Annotated in this window: 23 protein-coding genes; 16 read left to right on the top strand and 7 right to left on the bottom strand. The window is 67.2% G+C overall.

Annotation, left to right across the window (positions count from 1 at the left end; all coding sequences use genetic code 11):
- Positions 1 to 106: 106 nt before the first annotated feature.
- The 5 genes from AC30CM_RS06305 (at position 107) to AC30CM_RS06285 (ending at position 3,605) form a co-directional block, all read left to right on the top strand.
- Complete coding sequence (locus tag AC30CM_RS06305) at positions 107 to 760, top strand: TetR/AcrR family transcriptional regulator (protein WP_490115976.1); 654 nt, start codon at positions 107 to 109, stop codon at positions 758 to 760.
- Positions 761 to 821: 61 nt separating this feature from the next.
- A complete protein-coding gene (locus tag AC30CM_RS06300) occupies positions 822 to 2,237 on the top strand; it encodes a dihydrolipoyl dehydrogenase family protein (RefSeq protein WP_490115975.1) in 1,416 nt (471 codons plus the stop codon).
- Positions 2,238 to 2,371: 134 nt separating this feature from the next.
- Entirely contained in the window at positions 2,372 to 2,821 is a 450-nt protein-coding gene (locus tag AC30CM_RS06295) for a helix-turn-helix transcriptional regulator (protein ID WP_490115974.1), read from the top strand.
- Positions 2,822 to 2,826: 5 nt separating this feature from the next.
- The gene (locus AC30CM_RS06290) at positions 2,827 to 3,237 is read left to right on the top strand and encodes a VOC family protein (protein ID WP_490115973.1); all 411 of its coding nucleotides are present in this window, start codon (positions 2,827 to 2,829) and stop codon (positions 3,235 to 3,237) included.
- Positions 3,238 to 3,239: 2 nt separating this feature from the next.
- Complete coding sequence (locus AC30CM_RS06285; protein WP_490115972.1) at positions 3,240 to 3,605, top strand: DUF1801 domain-containing protein; 366 nt, start codon at positions 3,240 to 3,242, stop codon at positions 3,603 to 3,605.
- Positions 3,606 to 3,623: 18 nt separating this feature from the next.
- On the opposite strand, the gene AC30CM_RS06280 is transcribed toward AC30CM_RS06285, so the two are convergent.
- Both AC30CM_RS06280 and AC30CM_RS06275 read right to left on the bottom strand, forming a co-directional pair.
- Complete coding sequence (locus tag AC30CM_RS06280; protein ID WP_490115971.1) at positions 3,624 to 4,100, bottom strand: type II toxin-antitoxin system VapC family toxin; 477 nt, start codon at positions 4,098 to 4,100, stop codon at positions 3,624 to 3,626.
- Positions 4,101 to 4,193: 93 nt separating this feature from the next.
- On the bottom strand, positions 4,194 to 4,793 hold the full coding sequence (locus AC30CM_RS06275; protein ID WP_490115970.1) for a TetR/AcrR family transcriptional regulator: 600 nt from the start codon (positions 4,791 to 4,793) through the stop codon (positions 4,194 to 4,196).
- A gap of 147 nt (positions 4,794 to 4,940) precedes the next feature.
- Between AC30CM_RS06275 and AC30CM_RS06270 the strand changes: the two genes are divergently transcribed.
- Positions 4,941 to 5,429 carry a nuclear transport factor 2 family protein gene (locus AC30CM_RS06270; protein ID WP_490116007.1) on the top strand — a complete coding sequence of 163 codons (489 nt, stop codon included), beginning with the start codon at positions 4,941 to 4,943 and terminating at the stop codon, positions 5,427 to 5,429.
- 140 nt (positions 5,430 to 5,569) lie between these two features.
- Positions 5,570 to 6,040, top strand: a complete 471-nt coding sequence (cynS, locus tag AC30CM_RS06265; protein WP_490115969.1) for a cyanase — start codon at positions 5,570 to 5,572, stop codon at positions 6,038 to 6,040.
- Positions 6,041 to 6,072: 32 nt separating this feature from the next.
- Here the strand turns inward: cynS and AC30CM_RS06260 are convergent, their stop codons facing one another.
- Entirely contained in the window at positions 6,073 to 6,636 is a 564-nt protein-coding gene (locus tag AC30CM_RS06260; protein ID WP_490115968.1) for a TetR/AcrR family transcriptional regulator, read from the bottom strand.
- Positions 6,637 to 6,842: 206 nt separating this feature from the next.
- On the opposite strand from AC30CM_RS06260, the gene AC30CM_RS06255 reads away from it, so the two are divergent.
- A complete protein-coding gene (locus AC30CM_RS06255) occupies positions 6,843 to 7,769 on the top strand; it encodes an alpha/beta fold hydrolase (protein WP_490115967.1) in 927 nt (308 codons plus the stop codon).
- 75 nt (positions 7,770 to 7,844) lie between these two features.
- Here the strand turns inward: AC30CM_RS06255 and AC30CM_RS06250 are convergent, their stop codons facing one another.
- Together AC30CM_RS06250 and AC30CM_RS06245 are read right to left on the bottom strand one after the other, a co-directional pair.
- Positions 7,845 to 8,582, bottom strand: coding sequence for an SDR family oxidoreductase (locus tag AC30CM_RS06250; RefSeq protein ID WP_490115966.1), 738 nt, complete (start codon positions 8,580 to 8,582; stop codon positions 7,845 to 7,847).
- A gap of 14 nt (positions 8,583 to 8,596) precedes the next feature.
- Entirely contained in the window at positions 8,597 to 9,538 is a 942-nt protein-coding gene (locus AC30CM_RS06245) for an SDR family oxidoreductase (RefSeq protein WP_490115965.1), read from the bottom strand.
- Between AC30CM_RS06245 and AC30CM_RS06240 the strand changes: the two genes are divergently transcribed.
- Positions 9,491 to 10,330 (top strand): LysR family transcriptional regulator, encoded by an 840-nt coding sequence (locus AC30CM_RS06240; RefSeq protein WP_490115964.1) that lies wholly within the window; start codon positions 9,491 to 9,493, stop codon positions 10,328 to 10,330. The two genes, AC30CM_RS06245 and AC30CM_RS06240, sit on opposite strands and share 48 nt — an antisense overlap.
- 230 nt (positions 10,331 to 10,560) lie before the next feature.
- Here the strand turns inward: AC30CM_RS06240 and AC30CM_RS06235 are convergent, their stop codons facing one another.
- Entirely contained in the window at positions 10,561 to 11,058 is a 498-nt protein-coding gene (locus tag AC30CM_RS06235) for a DinB family protein (protein ID WP_490115963.1), read from the bottom strand.
- Positions 11,059 to 11,136: 78 nt separating this feature from the next.
- Here AC30CM_RS06235 and AC30CM_RS06230 point away from each other — a divergent pair, with 78 nt between their 5' ends.
- A complete protein-coding gene (locus tag AC30CM_RS06230) occupies positions 11,137 to 11,511 on the top strand; it encodes a cytidine deaminase family protein (RefSeq protein ID WP_490115962.1) in 375 nt (124 codons plus the stop codon).
- Positions 11,512 to 11,571: 60 nt separating this feature from the next.
- Here the strand turns inward: AC30CM_RS06230 and AC30CM_RS06225 are convergent, their stop codons facing one another.
- On the bottom strand, positions 11,572 to 12,201 hold the full coding sequence (locus tag AC30CM_RS06225) for a TetR/AcrR family transcriptional regulator (protein WP_490115961.1): 630 nt from the start codon (positions 12,199 to 12,201) through the stop codon (positions 11,572 to 11,574).
- A 98-nt stretch (positions 12,202 to 12,299) separates the two neighbouring features.
- On the opposite strand from AC30CM_RS06225, the gene AC30CM_RS06220 reads away from it, so the two are divergent.
- From AC30CM_RS06220 to AC30CM_RS06195, 6 genes are all read left to right on the top strand, one after another.
- On the top strand, positions 12,300 to 13,610 hold the full coding sequence (locus AC30CM_RS06220; RefSeq protein ID WP_490115960.1) for a cytochrome P450: 1,311 nt from the start codon (positions 12,300 to 12,302) through the stop codon (positions 13,608 to 13,610).
- A gap of 22 nt (positions 13,611 to 13,632) precedes the next feature.
- Positions 13,633 to 14,934: a PucR family transcriptional regulator gene (locus tag AC30CM_RS06215; RefSeq protein ID WP_490115959.1), complete on the top strand. Its 1,302-nt coding sequence runs from the start codon at positions 13,633 to 13,635 to the stop codon at positions 14,932 to 14,934.
- A gap of 110 nt (positions 14,935 to 15,044) precedes the next feature.
- A complete protein-coding gene (locus AC30CM_RS06210) occupies positions 15,045 to 16,019 on the top strand; it encodes a fumarylacetoacetate hydrolase family protein (RefSeq protein ID WP_490115958.1) in 975 nt (324 codons plus the stop codon).
- Positions 16,016 to 16,702, top strand: a complete 687-nt coding sequence (locus tag AC30CM_RS06205; RefSeq protein ID WP_490115957.1) for a VOC family protein — start codon at positions 16,016 to 16,018, stop codon at positions 16,700 to 16,702. The genes AC30CM_RS06210 and AC30CM_RS06205 overlap by 4 nt, the downstream gene beginning before the upstream one ends.
- 3 nt (positions 16,703 to 16,705) lie before the next feature.
- Positions 16,706 to 18,520, top strand: a complete 1,815-nt coding sequence (locus AC30CM_RS06200) for an FAD-dependent monooxygenase (protein WP_490115956.1) — start codon at positions 16,706 to 16,708, stop codon at positions 18,518 to 18,520.
- Entirely contained in the window at positions 18,517 to 20,826 is a 2,310-nt protein-coding gene (locus AC30CM_RS06195) for a transketolase-like TK C-terminal-containing protein (RefSeq protein ID WP_490115955.1), read from the top strand. The genes AC30CM_RS06200 and AC30CM_RS06195 overlap by 4 nt, the downstream gene beginning before the upstream one ends.
- Positions 20,827 to 20,850: the final 24 nt, after the last annotated feature.

The following is a 20,850-nucleotide window of genomic DNA, read 5'->3' as shown; positions in this document are numbered from 1 at the left end:
GCATCGGTGAATGTGCGAAACACGAACGCAGCTGCCCGCATTGGCCACACTGGACTATTCGATACAGACACTGTACTTTTTAGTCCAGAATGTAGGACCGGGCAAGGTGACGGAGGCTGACGTGAAGGTGACGCCGACGACGGACCGGGGACGGGCAACCGTCGAGCGGATACTGGACGCGGCGTGCGACCTCTTCCACACGCAGGGCATCCGACCGACGACCCTGGACGAGATCGGTACCGCAGCCAGCGTGGGGCGCGGCCAGCTGTACCACTTCTTCGTCGACAAGACGGATCTCGTTGCCGAGGTGGTCGCGGTTCAGGTCGAACGGGTGGTGGCAGCGCTCACCCCCGAGCTGGAGGGCATCACCACGGCCGCCGACGTGTACGCCTGGTGTGACGAGGTGGTCGCCTTTCACGCGGCAGCTGGAGCGTCGATGCGCTGTCCGATCGGGTCGCTGATCCACCAGCTCGGCGAGAAGGACCACGCAGCCCGCCGTGCGCTCGTCACCGGCTTCGCCCGGTGGGAGCACCTGCTGGAGGCCGGTTTTCAGCGTGTCGCCGACGGCGGCGGGCTGACAGCCGGTTCGGACCCACGTACGTTGGCTGCCGCCGTACTGGCGGCCTATCAGGGCGGTGTCCTCCTCGGCAGCGTGAGCGGTGACGTGGCGCCGCTGCGGCGAGCGCTCGAGGGCGTCACCCATGCAGCGTTCACCCACCCCGAGAACCCAGCCGCACCGACTAGGTCCAAGCCCGTCTGAACGCAGCGGTCGCTCCGATCGAGGGGCTGCGGTCACGCCGAAGACACGACTGAGGAGGAACATGCGCGAACATGAGGATTACGAGGCAGTGGTCGTCGGGGGCGGACCGGGTGGCGTGACGGCGGCACTCGGCCTCGCACGTCTCGGGCTGACCGTGGCAGTCGTCGAAGACCGTCTGGTAGGCGGCGAATGCCATTACTGGGCATGCAATCCGACCAAGACGCTGATCCGTCCGATCGAGGTCCTGGAACTCGCCAGGGCCGTCCCCGGGGTGCGAGAGGTCCTGGCCAAGGACAGGGTGCAGGTCGACGCGGTCTTCGCCAAGAGAGACGCCGTCATCGATCACCTGGTCGACCGCGACATCGTGGCCGGCATGACGGAGGCCGGCATCGACGTCGTGCACGGACGAGGCCGACTCGATGGGCAACGATCCGTCGTGGTCGACCTGCCCGACGGAGGTGAACGACGCCTTCACGCCGAGCACGCAGTGGTTCTGGCGACCGGCACACGACCGTTCGTCCCCGACGTCCACGGACTGAGATCGGCGGCGCCGTGGACGAATCGGGATCTCGCGACGATGACACGCGTTCCCGCCCGGACGATCATTCTCGGCGGCGGAGTCGTGGGTGTCGAGTGTGCGACCATCCTGTCGGGCCTCGGCAGTGAGGTCACCCTGCTGGCGCGGGCGTCTACGCTGCTGCGCGACTCGGAGCCGTTCGTCGGCCAGCGGGTGGCCAACGCACTCCGACGCCGCGGTGTCGAGATCGTCTTCGGCACGTCGGCCACGTCGGTCGCACGCACCGGTTCGGGCGGAGTCACGCTGGCGGCGGGTGACGTGAGCTTCGAGGCCGACGAGGTCGTCGTCGCGACGGGGCGTTCCGTCAACACCGACGGACTGGGACTGGAGACCGTCGGTCTCGACGGCGGCGAGTTCGTCACCGTCGACGATCACCTGACCGCGACCGGTGTCGAGGGTGAATGGTTGTACGCGATCGGAGACACCACGGGACGCGCCATGCTGTCGCACGTGTCCCAGTACCACGCGGGCATCGTGGCGAGCGTGGTGGCCAGCCGGGCGCGAGGGGTCGAGCCGTCAGGACCAGAGTTCCTCGCTCGCGACGCCGGGACTCTGCCGCAAGTCATCTTCACCGATCCACAGGTGGTGGAAGTCGGCCGCACCGAGGCCGCCGCGCGGTCCGAGGGCTTCAACGTGACCACGCGGTCGGCGACCTACCCAGGCGCGCTCGGCGAGCTGTCCATTCTCCGGGACGGGTTCGACGCTGAGGGCAAACTGGTCGTCGACGCCGACCGCGGCACGCTCCTCGGGGCCACCTTCGTCGGTCCCGACGTCGCGGATCTGGTTCACGCGGCCACCGTTGTCGTCGTTGCCGACGTTCCGCTCTCGGTGCTGCGACACGTCATCGCACCTCACCCGTCGCTCAGTCAGGTGTGGAACCCGCTCGTCGCCGGACCGTAGACACCCCGTCTCGGGCACGACGAGACCCCCATCGAAAGACGCCGTCTCAGGCTCGGGCCGGCAGCTCCGCGATCGCCGATCTCTCACCGATCTGCAGGTGCCGCGATGGCGACGTCAGTGGCAAGATGAGGCGCGTGACCAGCGAGCCCGCTGCCGCGCGACATCTTGCCGACCTCAAGCTGCTCCGCCGCGCACGCGACCGGATGGATCGCGACTACGCGCAACCGCTCGACGTCGAGTCGTTGGCCCGCGGCGTCGACATGTCGGCCGGCCACTTCAGCCGCAGCTTCAAGGCCGCGTTTGGAGAGTCGCCGTATGCGTACCTCATGACCCGGCGCATCGAGCGCGCCATGGCGCTGCTGCGACGGGGCGACCTCAGCATCACCGAGGTCTGCTTCACCGTGGGGTGCTCGTCGCTGGGCACGTTCAGCACCAGGTTCACCGAACTGGTCGGAATGCCGCCCAGCGTCTACCGCGACCACACGGCCGGCGTGACCGCGGGCCTGCCGTCGTGCATGGAAAGGCACGTGAGCAGACCGATCAGGAATCGAGAAGCGCCCGCCGCAGCACTGCATCTAGCGTGACGCACATGGACCTGACGATTCACACCACGTTCCTCCCCCACGACGATCCGGAGGCCTCGCTGGCCTTCTACCGAGACGTCCTCGGCTTCGAGGTACGTCTGGACGTCGGAGGCGGCGCGATGCGCTGGATCACGGTCGGCCCGCCGAATCAGCCCGACACGTCGATCGTGCTTCACCCGCCGGCCGCCGACCCGGGTGTCACCGACGACGAGCGGCGGCTCATCGCCGAGATGATGGCCAAGGGCACCTACTCGATCATCGTGCTGGCCACCAAGGATCTGGACGGTGTCTTCGAACGCCTTCAAGCCAGTGACGCCGATATCGTCCAAGAGCCCACGCAGCAGCCCTACGGTGTACGCGACTGTGCTCTGCGCGATCCGGCCGGCACGATGATCCGCATTCAGGAGGTGGAGTGAGCATGGGCGATTCACCGTCCGAGAAGATCGACGCGCGCATCGAGGAACTGGGCGACTGGCGCGGAGAAACCCTGGCGCTCGTCCGCAAGCTGGTGAAGCAGGCCGACCCGGACGTGATCGAGGAATGGAAGTGGCGAGGCGTTCCGACGTGGTACCACGACGGAATGATCTGCACCGGTGAGACGTACAAGGACAAGGTCAAGGTCACCTTTGCCAAGGGGGCTTCGCTCGACGACCCGACGGGGCTGTTCAACTCCAGCCTCGGCGGCAACGCCAGGCGGGCCATCGACATCGGAGAGGGCGACGCACTCGACGAGAAGGCCTTCGTGGCACTCATCCGGGCGGCGGTCGCACTCAACGCGAAATGACGCCCATCTCTGCAGCCTCTACGAACGCAGGATGTCCGCCGGCGACACGGTGGTGACGAAAGCGCTTGCGGCGGTGGACAGTGCGGTGTCCGCCGTCGCCAAGGCGTCTGCTTGCAGCTGCGTCAGTGCGATGTATTCCGCCCGATACGTATCAGGCCAGTCCAACTGAGCAGCGATCTTCCACGCGTGATCCTGCAACGAGCGGTCACCGAGCAGCCGGATGCGCAATCGCCGGATCCCGTCGAGCAGCGTCCGGCCTGCTCGTTCATCGATGTCACCACGGCGCACCGAGCCGTAGACGAGTGCAAGCACCTGGGAGCGCAAGAGCGTCGGTGCCGTCAGGCCGTGTGCGGCGGGAACGGCCACCTCGTTGGTGGCGAGTTCTATCGCCAACGGTGCGTCGATGACGAATGTTGTCATGCCCCTACCGTCGCACGAAACGCCGGCGACGCAGCCAATGAGAACGGAACCTTGCCGCTCGACGGCCTCGTGCACCCGGACCGTGCGATGAGGTGCCGGCACCCACGAGGCGATACGGTGGTGGCGACGAAGGAGTAGCCGCGAGCCCGGTCGGTGGAGAACGGTCGGCTACGTCGAGGGATTCGCCTGCAGGAGCGCCGCCGCGATCGTGGCGAGCGCCTTCACCGCCGACGTGGCGTCGCGCTGATACTGCGCCTGCACGATGGCGCCATCGACTGCCAGGCCGAGCGCGTGGGCCGTCCGGTTTCGATTCGTACTCGGTGGCAGTGTCGCCCTGATGGCCGCGACCATGTCTGCCTTGTGGCGAGCGGTGATGGCGTGGACCTCCGGCAGGTCGGCACCGATCTCGTTGACGCTGTTGATGAACGCACATCCGCGGAAGGAGTCCGCGGTCAACCATTCCTCGACTGCCGATACCACCGCGGGCCGGCGACGGCTGCCTGCAGCGTGGCGATCGAGTGCGTCGACGAACCAGTCCATCCAGCGCTGGTGCCGCATGTCCAAGAACGCCAGGATCAGTGCGTCCTTGCGGGGGAAGTGTCGATAGAAGGTCACCTTGGTGACGCCGGCCTCGGCGATCACCTTGTCGATGCCCGTCGCTCGAATTCCTTCGCCGTAGAAGAGCCGGTACGCAGTGGCCAGGATCCGTTCCCGAGCCGGCAGCGTCGACACGTCGAGCTGCGGGTCGAGTGTCTGGGCAATGCTCACTCCACCATCGTAGACAAGTCTGTCCACATAAGTCTCGAGAGTAGGTAGACAGACCTGTCTACATGCGCTAAGGTTCTCTGCATGTAGACAGGTCCGTCTACATGGATCGATGATTCGATTCGCTCCCCCGAGAGAAGCGAGATGACCATGACCAACACCTCCGCCACGGCGGTCAGACCGCCCGTTCCGCCCTTCGACGACGATGCTGCCGTGCGCAAGGTCAGGATGGCCGAGGACGCCTGGAACAGCTGCGACCCGCACCGCGTGGCGCAGGGCTATTCGGTCGACAGCGTCTGGCGCAACCGCTCCGTGTTCGTGACGGGCCGCGCTGCGATCACCGAGTTCTTGAGCGGCAAGTGGGACCGTGAACACGAGTACCGCCTCATCAAGGAACTGTGGGCACACGGCGCCGATCGCATTGCGGTCCGTTTCGCTTACGAGTATCACGACGAGTCAGGTCGATGGTTCCGCGCCTACGGCAACGAGAACTGGCTGTTCGACGACCACGGCCTGATGACACACCGCCACGCCAGCATCAACGACGTGCCGATCGAGGAAGGTCAGCGGGCGTTCCACTGGGACCGGAATGCGCCACGGCCGGAGGATCATCCAAGTTTGTCCGAACTCGGTCTGTGACCGTCTGCTCGCGTCCGCACCTCGAATCGCCGGTGCCCGCGAAGGCGTACGTCCGAGAACGCGCGGCCCCTCCCACGGGCGGATCGTCTCCGCTCACATCCACGAGGCGTACGTCCTCATGAAAAGGTAGGAAACCATCCATGATTCACGCACAGTTCGATCCCACCGCCCGTCAGCTACTGGCGGCCACGGCCGTCGATGCCAAGACTCGCAAGGACCTCTCGTGGCAGCAGATCGCCGACGCGGCCGAGCTGTCGGTAGCCTTCACGACCGCAGCCATCCTGGGCCAGCACGCGTTGCCGGAAGCCTCTGCCAAGGCCGTTGGCGCTCTACTGGGACTGGACGAGGACGCGGTGCGGTTACTGCAGACCATTCCGACTCGCGGCTCCATGTCCGGCGGCGTACCCACCGATCCGACCATCTACCGCTTTTACGAGATGCTGCAGGTCTACGGAACGACCCTCAAGGCGCTCGTCCACGAGCAGTTCGGCGACGGCATCGTCTCGGCCATCAACTTCCGGCTCGACGTGAAGAAGGTAGCCGACCCCGACGGTGGGGAACGCGCCGTCATCACGCTGGACGGCAAATACCTACCGACCGTGCCCTACTGAAGCACGCCGCCGACGTCTTCGGTCCCATCGCGTCACCGAACCATGGCCAGCACGTCCTGAACCAACCGGCGGGCGTATTCGCCGTCGATCTCGAGACCGAAGACGACGTGGTGGTAGAGCGGAGAGATGACGTGGTCGAGGATCTGCGCGACGGTCGGCGTCGCTTCACCGCGGTCGCGGGCACGGCGCACCATCTCCGCCGCCTGTTCGCGTCGCGTCTCCATGACGGGGCAGGCCGACACGATCTCGGTGCGTGCCGATGCCGTCGCGCGAAGATAGCGCGTCCGTTCGGGGCGGGCGACATCTGACGCGATGACGGTCGCCCACTCCGTCAGGTCCTGCTCGAGCGATCCGCTGTCGGGTATCGATTCGCCGTCTCGGGTCAGTGCGGCGACCGCGACCTCTTCGAGGAGAGCGCCCACGTCGTTCCAGCGCCGGTACAACGTCGTCGGATTGACCCCGGCTCGCTCCGCGATGACGGGAAAGCTGAGCCTGGTGCCACCCTCTCCGACGAGTTCGCCGACCGCCGTGTAGATCGCGGCCAGCACCCGACTGGTTCGCCCCTGCGGGTGATTCACGGCGGTTCCCTCGGACATTCCGCCAGTTTACGCAAAGAACTTTGCTTTTCTCCGCTCACCGCGTACCGTCACAAAAGCAAAGATCATTGCTTTAGGCAGGAGGTGACATGCTCGACCGATCGGAGGGCGAGGTGAGGTCCGCCGCGATACCGGTTTCGCGTGGTCTTCACACGTCGCGGCACGCGACGCACTTCCTGGAGGCTGGGCCGGCGGACGGGCCCTTGATGGTGTTCGTCCACGGCTGGCCCAGCATCGGATTGATGTGGCGGGCGCAACTGGAAGCGTTCGCCGCCGACGGCTGGCACTGCGTCGCACCCGATTTGCGCGGCTACGGCGGATCATCCATCCCGGTCGCCCACGACGCCTACACCATCGAGGACGTCGTGACGGACATGGTCGAACTCCACGATCACCTTGGCGGCGAGCCCGCGATCTGGGTCGGTCACGACTGGGGCAGCGTCGTGGTCGCCGACCTCGCCGCGCACGCACCCGAACGCGTCCGCGGCGCGGTCCTGACATCGTTGGCCTATCAACCGGATGGGCACGCCCTGCAGACAGTCGTCCCGCTGGTCGACCGGAGCATCTACCCGACCGACCAGTATCCGGATGGTCAGTGGGACTACTACCGCTACTACACGACCAATTTCGAGGACGCAGTCGCCGATCTGGACGCCGACCTGGCGTCCTCGCTGGCCTCGATCTTCCAGCCGGGAGATCCCGACGGGGTCGGCAAGATCTCACCGAATGCCCTGGTATCGCGCAACGGCGGGCGCTTTGGGGCCGCACATCGCGCGCCGGCCACCGCGCCCGATCCGGCGCTCTGGCCCCCCGCGGACTTCGAGGTGTTGGTGAAGTCGTTCGAGGTGAATGGCTTTCGGCCCGGCTGCGCGTGGTATCTCAACGACGACGCCGCCGTCGCCTATGCGCGCACGGCGCCCGACCGCGGCCGCCTGCGGCAACCGGTGCTGTTCGTCAACGGCGAGTTCGATCAGATCTGCACCATCACGGGAAACCGTCAAGGTGACCCGATGCGTGCGGCGTGCGACGACCTGACCGTGACGAGCATGCCGGCCGGGCACTGGCTACCCCTGGAGCGCAAGAGGGAACTCGTCGACACCATCCGCGCTTGGCTACGCGAGAAGGATCTCTGAGACGAAGCACCGCGACCGGCCCCACGCATGCCCCGCGAAGCCGTCATCGGCGTTCACGCGCATTCAGCGGCCTGCTCACAGATCCGATGCCCCACCGTCGACGAGGAGTTCGGCGCCGGTCGTGTAGGTGGCGTCGAACCCCAGGAAGAGGATCGCCTTCGCCACCTCCTCGGGTTCACCGAAGCGCTGCATCGGGTTGTCGGCCTTGACCTGCTCCAGGAAGCTGCGAGCGGCCTCCGCTGACATGGTGCGTTCGAGGATTCCGGTGTCGATCGGCCCGGGCGATACGGCGTTCACTCGAATCCCCCGGTCGAGGAGTTCACGGGCGAAAGTCCGCGTCATCGATCGCAATGCCGCCTTGGTCGCCGAGTACACCCCCGTCGTCGCAATCCCCTTCGTGTTGCTGACCGATGTCGTGAGGACCACGGCACTCCCTGCGAGCAGCAGTGGGAGGAACTTCTGCAGCGTGAAGAACGGCGCCTTGGTGTTCAGTTCGAAGAGCCTGTCGTACATGTCTTCCCCGGTGTCCTCGAGCGTCGCGGTGTCGGTCGCGCCGGCATTGAGCACCAGCAGATCGACGCCACCGAACTCTGCCGCAACCCGGTCCACCAGGGAGTCGACCCCGGACACGGCATCACTCTCGACGACCATGACATCGGCACCCAAGGTCGTTCGCGCCGACTCCAGAGAGGACGGCGTACGACCCGTCACCAGTACGCGGGCGCCGCCGTCGGCCAGCAGCTTGGCCGTGGCGAGCCCGATTCCGCTCGTCCCTCCCGTGATGACCACCCTCTTGCCCTCGTGTTCGCTCATCGCCAGATCTCCTTTCACAGTTGCGATTCGCCGCCGTCGACGACGAGTTCGATTCCGGCGACGTACGTCGCGTCGAAGGCCAGGAACGCCACGGCAGGCGCGAACTCGTCGGGGTGCCCCCACCTCGCCATCGGGCTGCTCGCCTCGAACTCCGCCTTGAGTCGTGCGGCCTTTTCTGGCGCTTCCTTCTCCAACTTGCCGGTGTCGATCGAGCCCGGACTGATGGCGTTGACGCGAATTCCCCGCGGGAGCAACTCCTTGCTGAGCGTGCGGGCCATCGATCGCAGCGCCGCCTTGCTCGCCGAGTAGACGCTGAGAGCATCCCATCCGGTCTGGTTGGCGATGGAGGTCGTCAGCACCACCCCGCTGCCCTCGGTCAGCAGCGGCGCCAGCTTCTGCACCGTGAAGAAGGGGCCCTTGGTGTTGATTGCGAAGACGTCGTCGAAGGTCTGCTCGGTGACGGCGAAGAACGGGTCGAAGCTCCCGATGCCGGCGTTGACGACCAATGCGTCGATGGAACCGAAGTCGCTTCGGACCCGGTCGGCCAGTGCATCGATCTGCGCGAGGGAGCTCGTGTCGCTCTGGACGATCGTCCCGCGATCACCAAGTTCACGGGCGGCATCATCGAGCGTGTCCTGGTTCCGCCCGGTGACCATGACTCGCGCGCCGTGCTGGATCAGGTAGCGCGCGGTAGCCAGTCCCAGGCCGCTGCTCCCACCGGTGATCACCACGTTCTTGCCGTCGTATCTGCTCATGTCCTCGAGTCTTCGACGGCCGACGACGCCCGTCCAAGACCTGGTTCGCATGCCGCGATGCCAAAACGGAATAGGCGCGACGACGACCGAGTTGGACGTCGCGTGAACGATCTCGGACTCGATCTGGAGCTGCGGCTGGTCCGGTACTTCACCGTGGTCGCCGAACATCTCAACTTCAGCCGCGCTGCTGCCGAACTCCACGTCGCACAACCAGCACTGAGCAGGCAGATCCAACGCCTGGAGCACCGTCTCGGTGTTCAGCTCTTCGACCGCACACCGCAAGGCGCACTGCTCACCGAAGCCGGTAAGGCGTTCCTCGCCGAGGCACAGGCGCTGCTCCGCGCGGCACGCCAGGCGGCGCTCACCGCCCGCGCCTACGCACCTGCAGGCAAGTTCGTCGTCGGTTACGTCGAGGACCTCATCATCACCCCAGTGGTCCGGGAACTGCGTCGCCGGCACCCGCACGCCGACATCTCGACCCGCCACCTGGAATGCCACGAGGAAGGCGTCTTCGTCGACGGACAGGTCGATGCGCTGGTCGCCAGGGCGCCCCTGTTCATCCCGACCGATGACCTCCGCGTCACCACGCTCTATGACGAGCCGCGCATGCTGGTGCTGCCCGCCGATCACCCGCTGGCCGGCCGGACGTCGGTGTCGTTGGACGACTTCGCGAAAGGCGAGTCGATCATCTGCTCGCACGGCGGAACTCGAGCGATCTTCCCGACGGACTCCTACCAGCCGAGCGACCCCGGCCCGATATCGACCGGCCCGGTCGTCGAAAGCTTCGAGGACAGAATCGAACTCGTGGCGAGCGGGAAGGCCGTCGCGGTCCTTCCGGTTGGTGACCGACGCAGCGCGGTGCGCTCGGATCTGGTGACGGTACCGTTGGAAGGGTTTCCCGCCAGCAGTGTCGTCGTCGCCACCCGAATCGGGGAGACGAACCCGCTGGTTGCCGACTTCGTCTCGGCGGCACGCGCGATGCTCGTCGGCTGATCAGGGACCGACGCGTGGGTGTTCTGGAGCGCCACCGTGCCCGAGACCGAGCCACGAGCTGTGGACGAGTGGCTTCGCAAGCACCGCGCAGGTGGCTCGTCCGATCTTGGGGCCGTTGTTCTCGGCACCAATTGCGCACGGAGGGAACGTATCCCGTGGGCTTGTCGGCAACCTTCGCACCGGTGTTGATGATCATCTCCTGTAGCGGGAATGCCATCGCCACGTCGACGCTAGGGCCCCGTGGTGATGGGACGGTCGATCTGCTCGCGCAAGATGTCTCCGTGTCCGGCGTGCCGGGCGAATTCCTGAATCATGGCAAGCAACGTCCACCGCATGCTGACGGTCCCTTCTCGCGGGTGTTCCTTGGTGTCGTCGAGGTCGAATCTGGCCGCGATCTCGCGGGACCTTCTGCTGGCGCGTTCGAACTCGGCGATGACGTCGTCCAACGACTCGTCCTCGGTGACGCAGAAGGTGCCTTCGTCGCGACGCGAGTATCCGTCGCATTCGGATTCCTGCAGCCCCGCCCAGAACCGCTGGAACCAAATCCTCTCCGCTCCAGCGGCGTGCTTGATCAAGGAAATCGGTGTCGTCAGCGATGCAACGAGTCGCCTGCGGGACTGGGTTTCGGTGAGGCCGCGGGCAGTCTCGATGAGGGCGTTGCGGTTGTGGTCGAGTAGGTTCTCGATGATCGACCGCTCGGTGCCGTGTCGCACGAGGTCGTCTGGCATGGGATCAGCTCTCTCTGTTTCGTTCCGGTGTTGGACGGGTGTTTGGTGACACGCCGGGGATAGGTGCATCCTCGAGCGGTGAGTGGTTTCGATGCTCTGCTCGCCGCGGCGCGGGCCGTGGTCGCCCCCCGTCGGTTGACCGAATCCGCGGTGTGCGGCACCGTCGGCGCTGCAATCGAGACGGCGGACGGCGACGTCTTCGTGGGAGTCTGCGTGGACACGTCGTCGTCGCTGGGTTTCTGCGCTGAGCATTCAGCCGCGGCCGCGATGCTTACCGCCGGTCAAGGCAAGGTCGTGCGAATGGTGGCGGTAGACCGCAACGGCGCGATACTCGCACCCTGTGGGCGTTGCCGAGAGTTCGTCATCCAGCTCGACGCGGCCAACGCAGACACTCTGGTCATGATCGACGTGGACAGCTCGATCGCGCTGCGAGAGCTGCTGCCGTTTCGATGAGCGTACGGCAGTCCGCCCGCCGATTCGACCGTTGACGACCGCAGCGATCGAAGCGCCGGCTCAGTGGGTCGGGACGGCGGGATTGATCAGCGCGATGGCGCTACGTACGGCCTCCTCGGTGACGGCCGCCAAGGGACGCTCGTGCTCGACCGTGTGGGCCGCCAGTTCTCGAAGACCACCGATCAACAACACGGCGCGCGCGTGGGGCACCGGATCGATCCCGACGGACTTGAGTTCGTCGGTGTCGCTCAAGGTGCGGACCAGGCCGACGAACCGGTCCATCGCGATGCGCTGCAGGGAGCGGGCCGAGGGACCCAGCGCCGGCACGTCGCGGATCCAGGTGAGCGTGAGGTGCCGACGACGTTCGGCCCAGTCGAACCAGGTCTCCACCGCTTGACGTACCTGGACGTGCCACGGTGCGGTCGGATCGACGGCGGCGGCAACGGCATCCAGGTTCGCGTCGTTGGTCTCCGACAGCAGGGCCACGAGACAGGCCTCGCGGTCGGTGAACTCGGCGTAGAACTTGCTCTTCGAGGTCTTGGCCCGGCGGACGACATCGGCCACCATCGTGTTGCCATAGCCGACGTCGGCGATGCACTCCCCCATCGCGTCCAGGATGCGGCGCCGATAGCCCCCGGTGGCATCGCTGCCCTCGCCGGGCACCCGCCCGCGATGCATCGCTCGGTCCACGTTGGTCGATCCTCCTTCGCACCGATCCTAGGCCGCCGCTCGCGTCTGGTACAGACGTGTACTAACGTTGCAGTACGCGTCTGTACCAAGGAGGCCTCGTGGCTCAGCCGACCAGTGACCCGGTGTGTCTGCCACCCGGGGTGTCCCTACCGCGGATCGTCCAGGGCGCGGCGATGCTCGTCGATCGACCGCGCGCCCTCGAATGGGCACGCCAACGCCATGGTTCGGCGTTCAGCGCTTCGCTTCCGCTCTTCGGCGACACCGTCGTCCTCAGCGATCCGGCCTTGATCAAGGAGTTGTTCACCGCCGGCGACCTGGTGGAGACGATCACCAATCTCGGTGACGTCATCGGCCCGGGTTCGACGTTCAGCCTCAACGGACCGCCACATCTGGCCCGTCGGCGAGTGCTCGCACCGCCTCTGCACGGCAAACGCATGCACGTCTACGAACGCATCATCGAAGAAGAGGTCGCCCGCGAGCTGGCCACCTGGCCGATCGGCGTGCCGTTCGCGACCCTGCCGTCGATGATGCGCATCACCCTCAACGCGATCCTGCGCGCGGTGTTCGGCGCCGACGGACCCGAGCTGGCAGCCTTGCGCGACATCCTTCCACCCGCGGTGCTGCTGGCGTCCCGCCTGACCGTGCTCCCCGCCGGACTACGCCGCGACCTGGGCCCGTGGAGCCCATGGGGCCGCCTGGAGCGGATGCGCCGTGAGTGTGACGACGTCATCGCCGGCCTCATCCACCGGGCCAGGGCCGCAGCCGATCTCGACGAACGCACCGACGTACTGGCCATGCTGGTGGCCGCCCGCGACGAGGACGGCAGGCCGCTTCCCGACGATCACGTCATCGACGAACTACAAACCCTGCTGGCCGCAGGTCACGAGACCACGGCGACCACGCTGGCCTGGGCCGTCGAGCGGCTCCGCCGACACCCCGAGATGCTCTCCCGCCTCGTCGACGAGGTGGACTCCGACAGTTCCGACCTCTTGCAAGCCACCGTGTGGGAAGTGCAGCGCAGCCGCCCCGTGATCCCCGGCGTGCTGCGCAGGACCACGCGTCGTACCCGATTGGGGGATTGGGTGCTTCCCGCCGGGCACACCGTCATCGCCAGCATCGCCTTGTCGCACTCCTCGCCCGCCAATTACCCCGACCCCGCCCGCTTCGACCCGACCCGCTTCCTTCACGACAAGCCCGACACCAGCTCGTGGATTCCCTACGGCGGCGGGGTACGACGCTGCGTCGGGGCGGCCTTCGCCAATACCGAGATGCTGATCACGCTGCGGGAGATGCTGCGCGCGTTCACGTTCGAACCCACCACCGAGCCCGCCGAGAAGCCCCGATCCCGGGGCATCGCCAACGCGCCCGCAGCCGGCGGCGTCGCCGTCGTCCACCGACGCACCCGGTGACCGGAGGACCGCGACTCCAACGATGACACGTCCCTGGTTCACCGCACTCGCACCCGCCACCGAAGACGCGTTCCTCACGGCGTCGGTCCTACCCCACCGCGCCACGGAGGTGGCGACCACGCTGGGGCAGGGACCGGCGGGATGGGCCGTCGAACTCGGGGCACGGATGGCGGCCAGCATCACCTCGGCCGTTCCCGAACTGGGATCGGATGCGGTCGCCGCGGAAGTCCACAAGGGTTGCGAAGCCGTCGCGTTGGGCGCCCTGACCGCACTCGCCCTCGACGACGACGTGACGTTCGCGGTCATGCCCGAGGTGCTGTCCGGGCCGCCGGAGGTGGTCGTGCGCGGCATCGGCATCGAACACATGCTGCGCAGCATCCACGTTGCCCATGGCACGGCCACCCGTGTGCTGCTCGACGCCGCCGAACAGATGGTGCCGGAGCCGCAGCGCTTCGTCGAGATGCGACGCATCAACCAGGTGCTGTTCGGGATCGTCGACCTCCTGACCGACAGGATGGCCGGCGAGTACGCCCGTGCCCACGAGGCCTGGCTCACCAGTTCGGCTGCCCTGCGGATGGAGATCGTCGAGGACCTGCTGAACGGGACCGCCGTGCCGCCCGAGCGCGCCACGCGAATCCTGGGTTACGACCTCGAGCGTTGGCATCTGGCCGTGGTCGCGTGGTCGGGACCCGCCACGGCGGCCGGACCGCGCGATCTGAGAATGGCTGCAGAACAGTGTCTTTCGACAGCGGGCTGCACCGCCACGCTGGTGCTTCCGGTGGGTGCCCACCAGGTGTGGGCGTGGGGCTCGCGCACCGCGCACCCGCCGCAGCCCGACACGTCGACGTCGTCTTCGCCGATCGGCGTCCGCACCGCGGTCGGACTTGCACACCGGGGAGTGGAGGGCTTCCGACGCAGCCATCAACAGGCCCAGGAAGCGGCTCGGGTCGGCCGCATGTCCGCGCGCGGTGGCGAAGCGTTCCGTTACTCGGACGTCGACATCGTCGCCATGCTCACCGCCGACCTTCCCACGGCTCGCGAGTTCGTCTCACGCGAACTCGGCGAATTGGCCGGCGCCGGCGCGTCGGTGGCCACGATGCGCCACACCCTCACCTGCTACCTGAACCGCGACCGGAGCCTGGCAGGCACCGCCGCCGAACTCCACGTCGCCCGCAATACCGTCGCCTATCGAGTGCAGCGCGCCGAACAGTTGCGGGGCCGCCCGGTCAGCGAGCGCCGCGTGCAACTGCATGCCGCGCTGCTGATCGTCGAGGAGTTCGGCGACACGATCCTCGACGACCGGCACACCACCGCCATGGACTGACGTCCAACGCGCGACGACCGAATGTGGACTCGACCACGAGTGGCGGTGCGCCTCGGCCCGCTTGACTGGTAGCCGAGCCCGTCGCCCGACGGGCAGACGTGGAGAAGTCGGTGGTCGTCCATCTCGTACGGTACCGGGACAACACGCAGACCCATTGGGGCGTCCGCACGGGTGCTGCCATCTCGCCTCTGACCGGGCGGTACCGTCGCACCGCCGACCTCATCGCCGGGGGCCGATCCGACTGGCTCGCCGCGGCAACCCGATCCGGGGAGGTGCCGCTCTCCGATGTGGAACTGCTCTCCCCCGTCACCACGCCATGCCGCGTGATGTGCCAGGGCGCCAACTATCGCCAGCACGCCATCGAATCCGGCATGAATCCCGACGAACGCGCCTTCAACCTGTTCTTCGACAAGACCGATGCCGCCGTCACCGGGCCGACCGCCGCCATCACCCGGCCGGCGCACGTCACGTTGCTCGACCACGAGATCGAGCTGGCGCTCGTCCTGCGGCAGCCGGTTACGGCGCCGGTCACCGTGACCGCGGAGAACCTCCACGAGTACGTCTTCGGCATCACGATCGCCAACGACGTCTCCGCCCGGGACGTGCAGCTGCCGCAGGGGCAGTACCTCAAGGGCAAGAGCTACCGCGGGTTCTGTCCCCTGGGACCCGTGTTGGCCGTCATCGAGCCAGAGGACGTGCCTCTGCTCGACGACCTCGATCTGCGGTTGGCGGTCAATGGCGTGGTGCGCCAGGCCGACAACACCGCCAACATGCTCTACCGCCCGGCCGAGACGCTGACCGAACTGAGCGAGTTCTGCGACACCAGCCCGGGTGACGTCCTGTTGACCGGCACCCCACACGGCTGTGTGGCGACCTCGCCACCCGCCGCGGTTCGACGCCTGGCAACCGCATTGCTGCCAGAGGACAGGATGTGGGCGGCCTTCATCGCACGGAACCAGCGCAAGCCCTACCTGTCACCCGGTGACGTCGTCACCTCCTCCATTCGCAACGCCTCCGGAACCATCGACCTGGGCACCCAACGAAACGTCATCGTCGCCCCCACCACGTGCAAGGAGCCGTCATGAGCGCCACACCCAGCCCGCTGCAACCCTCCCAGCCGGACGAGCCGGACTCGACGACCACGCCCGATCTCGCGGAGCTGCCCGACCGTCTGGTTCCCGACTTCATCGCCCACTGGGTGGTCAAGACCGCTCGCAGTGCGGAGATGATCGACTGGTACGGACACGTCTTCGGCGCCCGCGTGGTGCACGAAGACCACCAGATCGCCTTTCTGACATGGGATCACGAGAGCCACCGGCTGGCTCTGGTCAAGCTGCCGCCGCCGGTGCGCTACGTCTTTCCGCTGTCCCGGTTGCGCCGCAAGACCTACGGCATCGACCATCTCGCATTCACCTTCACCTCGATCGAACGGCTGTTGCTGACCTACGAACGGCTGGAGGCGGTGGGGATCACCCCGGTGTGGTCGATCTACCACGGGCCGACCACCAGCCTGTATTACGAGGACCCGGAGGGCATTCGGCTCGAGTTTCAGACCGAGAACTTCCCCACCGCTCAACAGACGGCCGAGTACTTCGGCAGTCACGAGTTCGCCGAGAATCCGATCGGCACCAACATCGATCCCAGCTACCTGCTCGAGAAGTTGCGGGCCGGCGCGACCCCGGACGAGCTGCTGACGCGCGGCGCCGGAGTACGCCCGGGGACCAAGCCTCGCGCCAACAAACGAGCCATCACGTGGAAGACGCTGTGAAACGTGGCCTCTGATCCCATCGTCATCGTCGGTGCCGGCGCCGCCGGATCCACCCTCGCGCTCCTGTTGGCCCGGTACGACATCCCCAGCACCATGGTCGATCAGCGTGAGGACCCACGCTTGCATCCAGCTGCGCACGTCATCAACGCGCGCACGCTGGAGATCTGGAACCAGGCCTCCCCGACGCTCGGCCGCGTCCTGGAGGCGATCACCCCCGCCATCGACACCGTGAACCTCATCCGCTGGTGTACCGACGTGCGAGCGCAACCGCTCGGAGAGATCGACCTGCTCTCGCAACCCGAGCGGCTCGCCGAGGTCCGCTCGCACAGTCCCTACCTCATCTCCCACATCGGTCAGCACCTGCTCATGCCCGCGATGTGGGAGGCCCTCGACGAGGAGCCCCTGATCGACTTCCGGCGGGGACACCGCGCCGAGTGGAACGGCGAGCGGTTGACCCTGCGCTCCTCGAGCGGCGACACGTGTTCGACCGCAGCGCGTTACGTCATCGCCGCCGACGGCGCCAACAGCTCGTTGCGTGACGCGGTCGGAATCGCGATGCGCGGCCCGGTGCTGGCCAACATGGGCAGCGTCTTCTTTCACGCGCCCAACCTGTACCCCGCCGGTGCTGACCGGCCACTGCTCAGTTGGATCTACCACCCTCGCTTCAGCGGAGTGATGATCGCCCACGCCGACGACGACTACGTGCTCATGACCCCGTATCTTCATTCAGCTCAACGGGTCGCACGCGACGGCCGGCGATTCTGGGACCGCGTCCTGCCGCACGTGATCGGCTCCACTGACTACCGCATCCGCTCGACGGGGACGTGGACCATGACCAAGCAGATCGCGGATCGCTTCCGTCGCGGACCGCTGCTGCTCGTCGGGGATGCGGCCCACCGCTTCCCCCACACCGGCGGATTCGGACTCAACAGCGGCGTTCAGGACGCGCACAACCTCGCCTGGAAACTCGACGCCGTCCTACACGCCGGAGCTCCCGACACGCTGCTGGACACCTACGAGATCGAGCGGAGGCCGGTCGTCGAACGATTCGCCGCCCAGAGCGCGCACAACCACTTCACACTGGACGACGTGACCGCCCCACTCGGCATCACCAACCGCTCACTGCACCGAGCCACCGAGCTGTTCGGCACGCTGCCCCTGTCCAGGGTTCCCGACGACGTCATCGCGCGCGTCGCCGACGCGCTGACCCTCGCGCAGACCTCCCGCACCCGTCGCCTACTGCGCCAGAACCCGCGCAGCCGTCGCCTGCGCGAGCAGATGGCCAGGGCCATCCCGAACCAAGAGGAGCACTTCGTCGCCAGCGGGCTCGAATTCGGCTACTCGTATACCGGCCCCCTCATCGCCGACGCCGAAGGTCCCTGCCCCAGCGGCGACGTCGCGCGCTACCACCCCACCACCCATCCCGGTGCTCGCCTGCCGCACGCCTGCATCCGTCGCGATGACGGCTCGCAGACGACCACCCACGACGCGATCGCCCCAAGGGGACTCACGCTGTTCACCGCGGACCCCCGACTCTGGGGCACGCATCTGGCGAACTGGCATGCGACGCCGCTCACGGTGGTCACCCTGGCCGCACCGAGCGAGGACGGGCAGGCTGCGCTGATCGCGCTCTTCGACGTCGGTGAGCACGGTGCCGTCGTCGTGCGACCCGATGGGCACGTCGTGTGGCGCACCCGCTCCGGCGGGGGAATCGATCAGCTCGCCGAGTTCGTCGACCACGCGTGGCAGCAGGTCCACCCCCGCCGGAACGATCCGGGGAAGCCCACGTCCGTTCGGGCCGAGAGCCAACGCCCATGACGATCGCCGACCCCGCGGCAGCGGTGCCCGACCTGCAGCGCGTCTCTGCCAGGGTGCTGTGGTTGTCCACGGCGATGGTGCACCACGCCAACCGCGTCCGCCCCAATCCGAGCGGTGTCAAGGTCGGCGGGCACCAGGCGTCGTCGGCCTCCATGGTCGAGATCATGACGTCGCTCTATTTTGGGCACCTGCGCCGGGGTGACCGGGTCTCGGTGAAACCGCATGCGTCCCCGGTACTGCACGGCATCCACTACCTGCTGGGCACGCTCGACGAGCGCTACATGACGACACTGCGGGAATTCGGGGGCCTGCAGAGCTACCCGAGCCGCACCAAGGACCCCGACCCGGTCGACTACTCCACCGGATCCGTGGGAATCGGTGCCACGGCGCCGATCTGGGCCACGATCACCCGGCGCTACGTCGACACCGCGTTCGGCGGCGCGGGAACGGGACGCCAGTACTCGCTCGTCGGTGACGCCGAACTCGACGAAGGCGCGATCTGGGAAGCCGTGTTGGACCCCACGGTGCCCGAACTCGGCGAGATCGTCTGGATCGTCGACATGAATCGCCAATCGCTGGATCGCGTCGTGCCCCACATCGCGTCCGAGCGCCTCCACGACATGTTCACCGCAGCGGGCTGGCAGGTGCTCGTGGTGAAGTTCGGAAAAGTGCTCGAGACGCTGTTCGGCCGCCCTGGTGGCGACGCTCTGCGACGCCGCATCCTCGCGATGCCCAATCCGGAGTATCAGCGCCTGCTGCGTTGCGCCGCGCCCGAACTACGCCAACGATTGCCCGGTGACGGACCGGACGCGGCCGCGGTCGCCGCGCTCATCGCCGAACTCGAAGATGGCTTGCTCCTACGGGCGATCGCCAACCTCGGAGGCCACGACATCGCGGCCCTGCAGGACGCCTACGCCGCAATCGACGACTCACGTCCCACGGTCATCCTCGCTTACACCATCAAGGGGCACGGCCTGCCCACGCAGGGCCACCCGCAGAATCACTCCTCGCTGCTGACCGACGGTCAATTCGCCGAGCTGGCAGCGACTCTCGGCGAAGACCTTCGGCAACCCTTCCGGCGCTTCGATCCGGAGTCGTCGTTGGGCCAACTGTGCCGGCAGACCGCCGAACGTCTCCGCCGGCCCGACGTGCACGTGGTCGAACCGCCGGCCGTGCCGGTCGACCTCGGCCGCACCCCGCCTGCCGTGTCGAACACCCAGAGCGCCCTCGGGCGCACGTTGCTCGACCTCACCCGAGAGGCCCCGGAAGTCGCGCGGCGGGTCGTGACGGTGAGCCCCGACGTCAGCTCCAGCACGAATCTCGCCGGATGGTTGAACAAGGTCGGGGTGTGGTCACCCTCCGCGCGGCCCGACTGGTTCGCCGACGACGCGGACACGCTGATGCACTGGCGCGAGTTGCCGACGGGGCAGCACATGGAACTCGGCATCGCCGAAGTCAACCTGGTGGGCCTGCTCGGCGAACTCGGCACCTCCTGGAGCAGGTGGGGGCAACCGCTGTTCCCCATCGGCGTCCTCTACGACCCCTTCGTCGAACGCGCCCTCGAACCCTGGTCGTTCGGTATCTACGCCGGCGGACAATCCATCCTCGTCGGTACCCCGTCCGGCGTCACGCTGGCCGCCGAGGGCGGCGCCCACCAATCGATCACGACGCCGTCCGTGGGGTTGGAACAACCCGGTTGCCTGAGCTACGAACCTGCCTTCGCCGTCGAGGTCGAATGGATCCTGCTGCACTGCATCAGCCGACTGGGTCGACCCGACGGGACCTCGTCGTATCTTCGGCTGTCCACACGCCCGGTACGCCAGGAGTTGGCCCTCGTTCCGCAGGACCCCGCAGCCCGCGATCGGCGGCGCCGCCACGTGCTCGCCGGTGCATACACGTTGCGCACTGCCAGCAGTCCAGCAGTGACCATCGTGGTGATGGGCGCCTTGGTGACCGAGGCGCTCCGAGCGGCCGCGCGGCTTGCCGGCATGGGAGTGGACGCCGAGGTGGTGTGTGTGACCAGTGCCGACCTGCTCTACCGCGCCGTCCGCGCCCGCGCCGGCCTTGCGGAGGAACCTTCGTGGATCCTCGAGCAGGTATTCCCCGCCGAGCGGGCCGCGCCCATGGTGACCGTCCTCGACGGGCATCCCCACACGCTGGACTTCTTGGCGACGGTCAATCGGGTCCGCTGTAAGTCACTGGGAGTCAGCGGCTTCGGCCAAGCGGGCGACCTCGACGCCGTCTACCGCTACCACGGGATCGACGACGACGCGATCGTCAGCGCAGCGCTCGACGTCTCCGCGTGACCGGCGGCGGCCGGGTCTTCGGGG

The sequence above is a fragment of the Mycobacterium sp. DHQP2018-32-09 genome (assembly GCF_058148405.1).
This window is presented reverse-complemented; position numbering and strand designations above follow the sequence as displayed.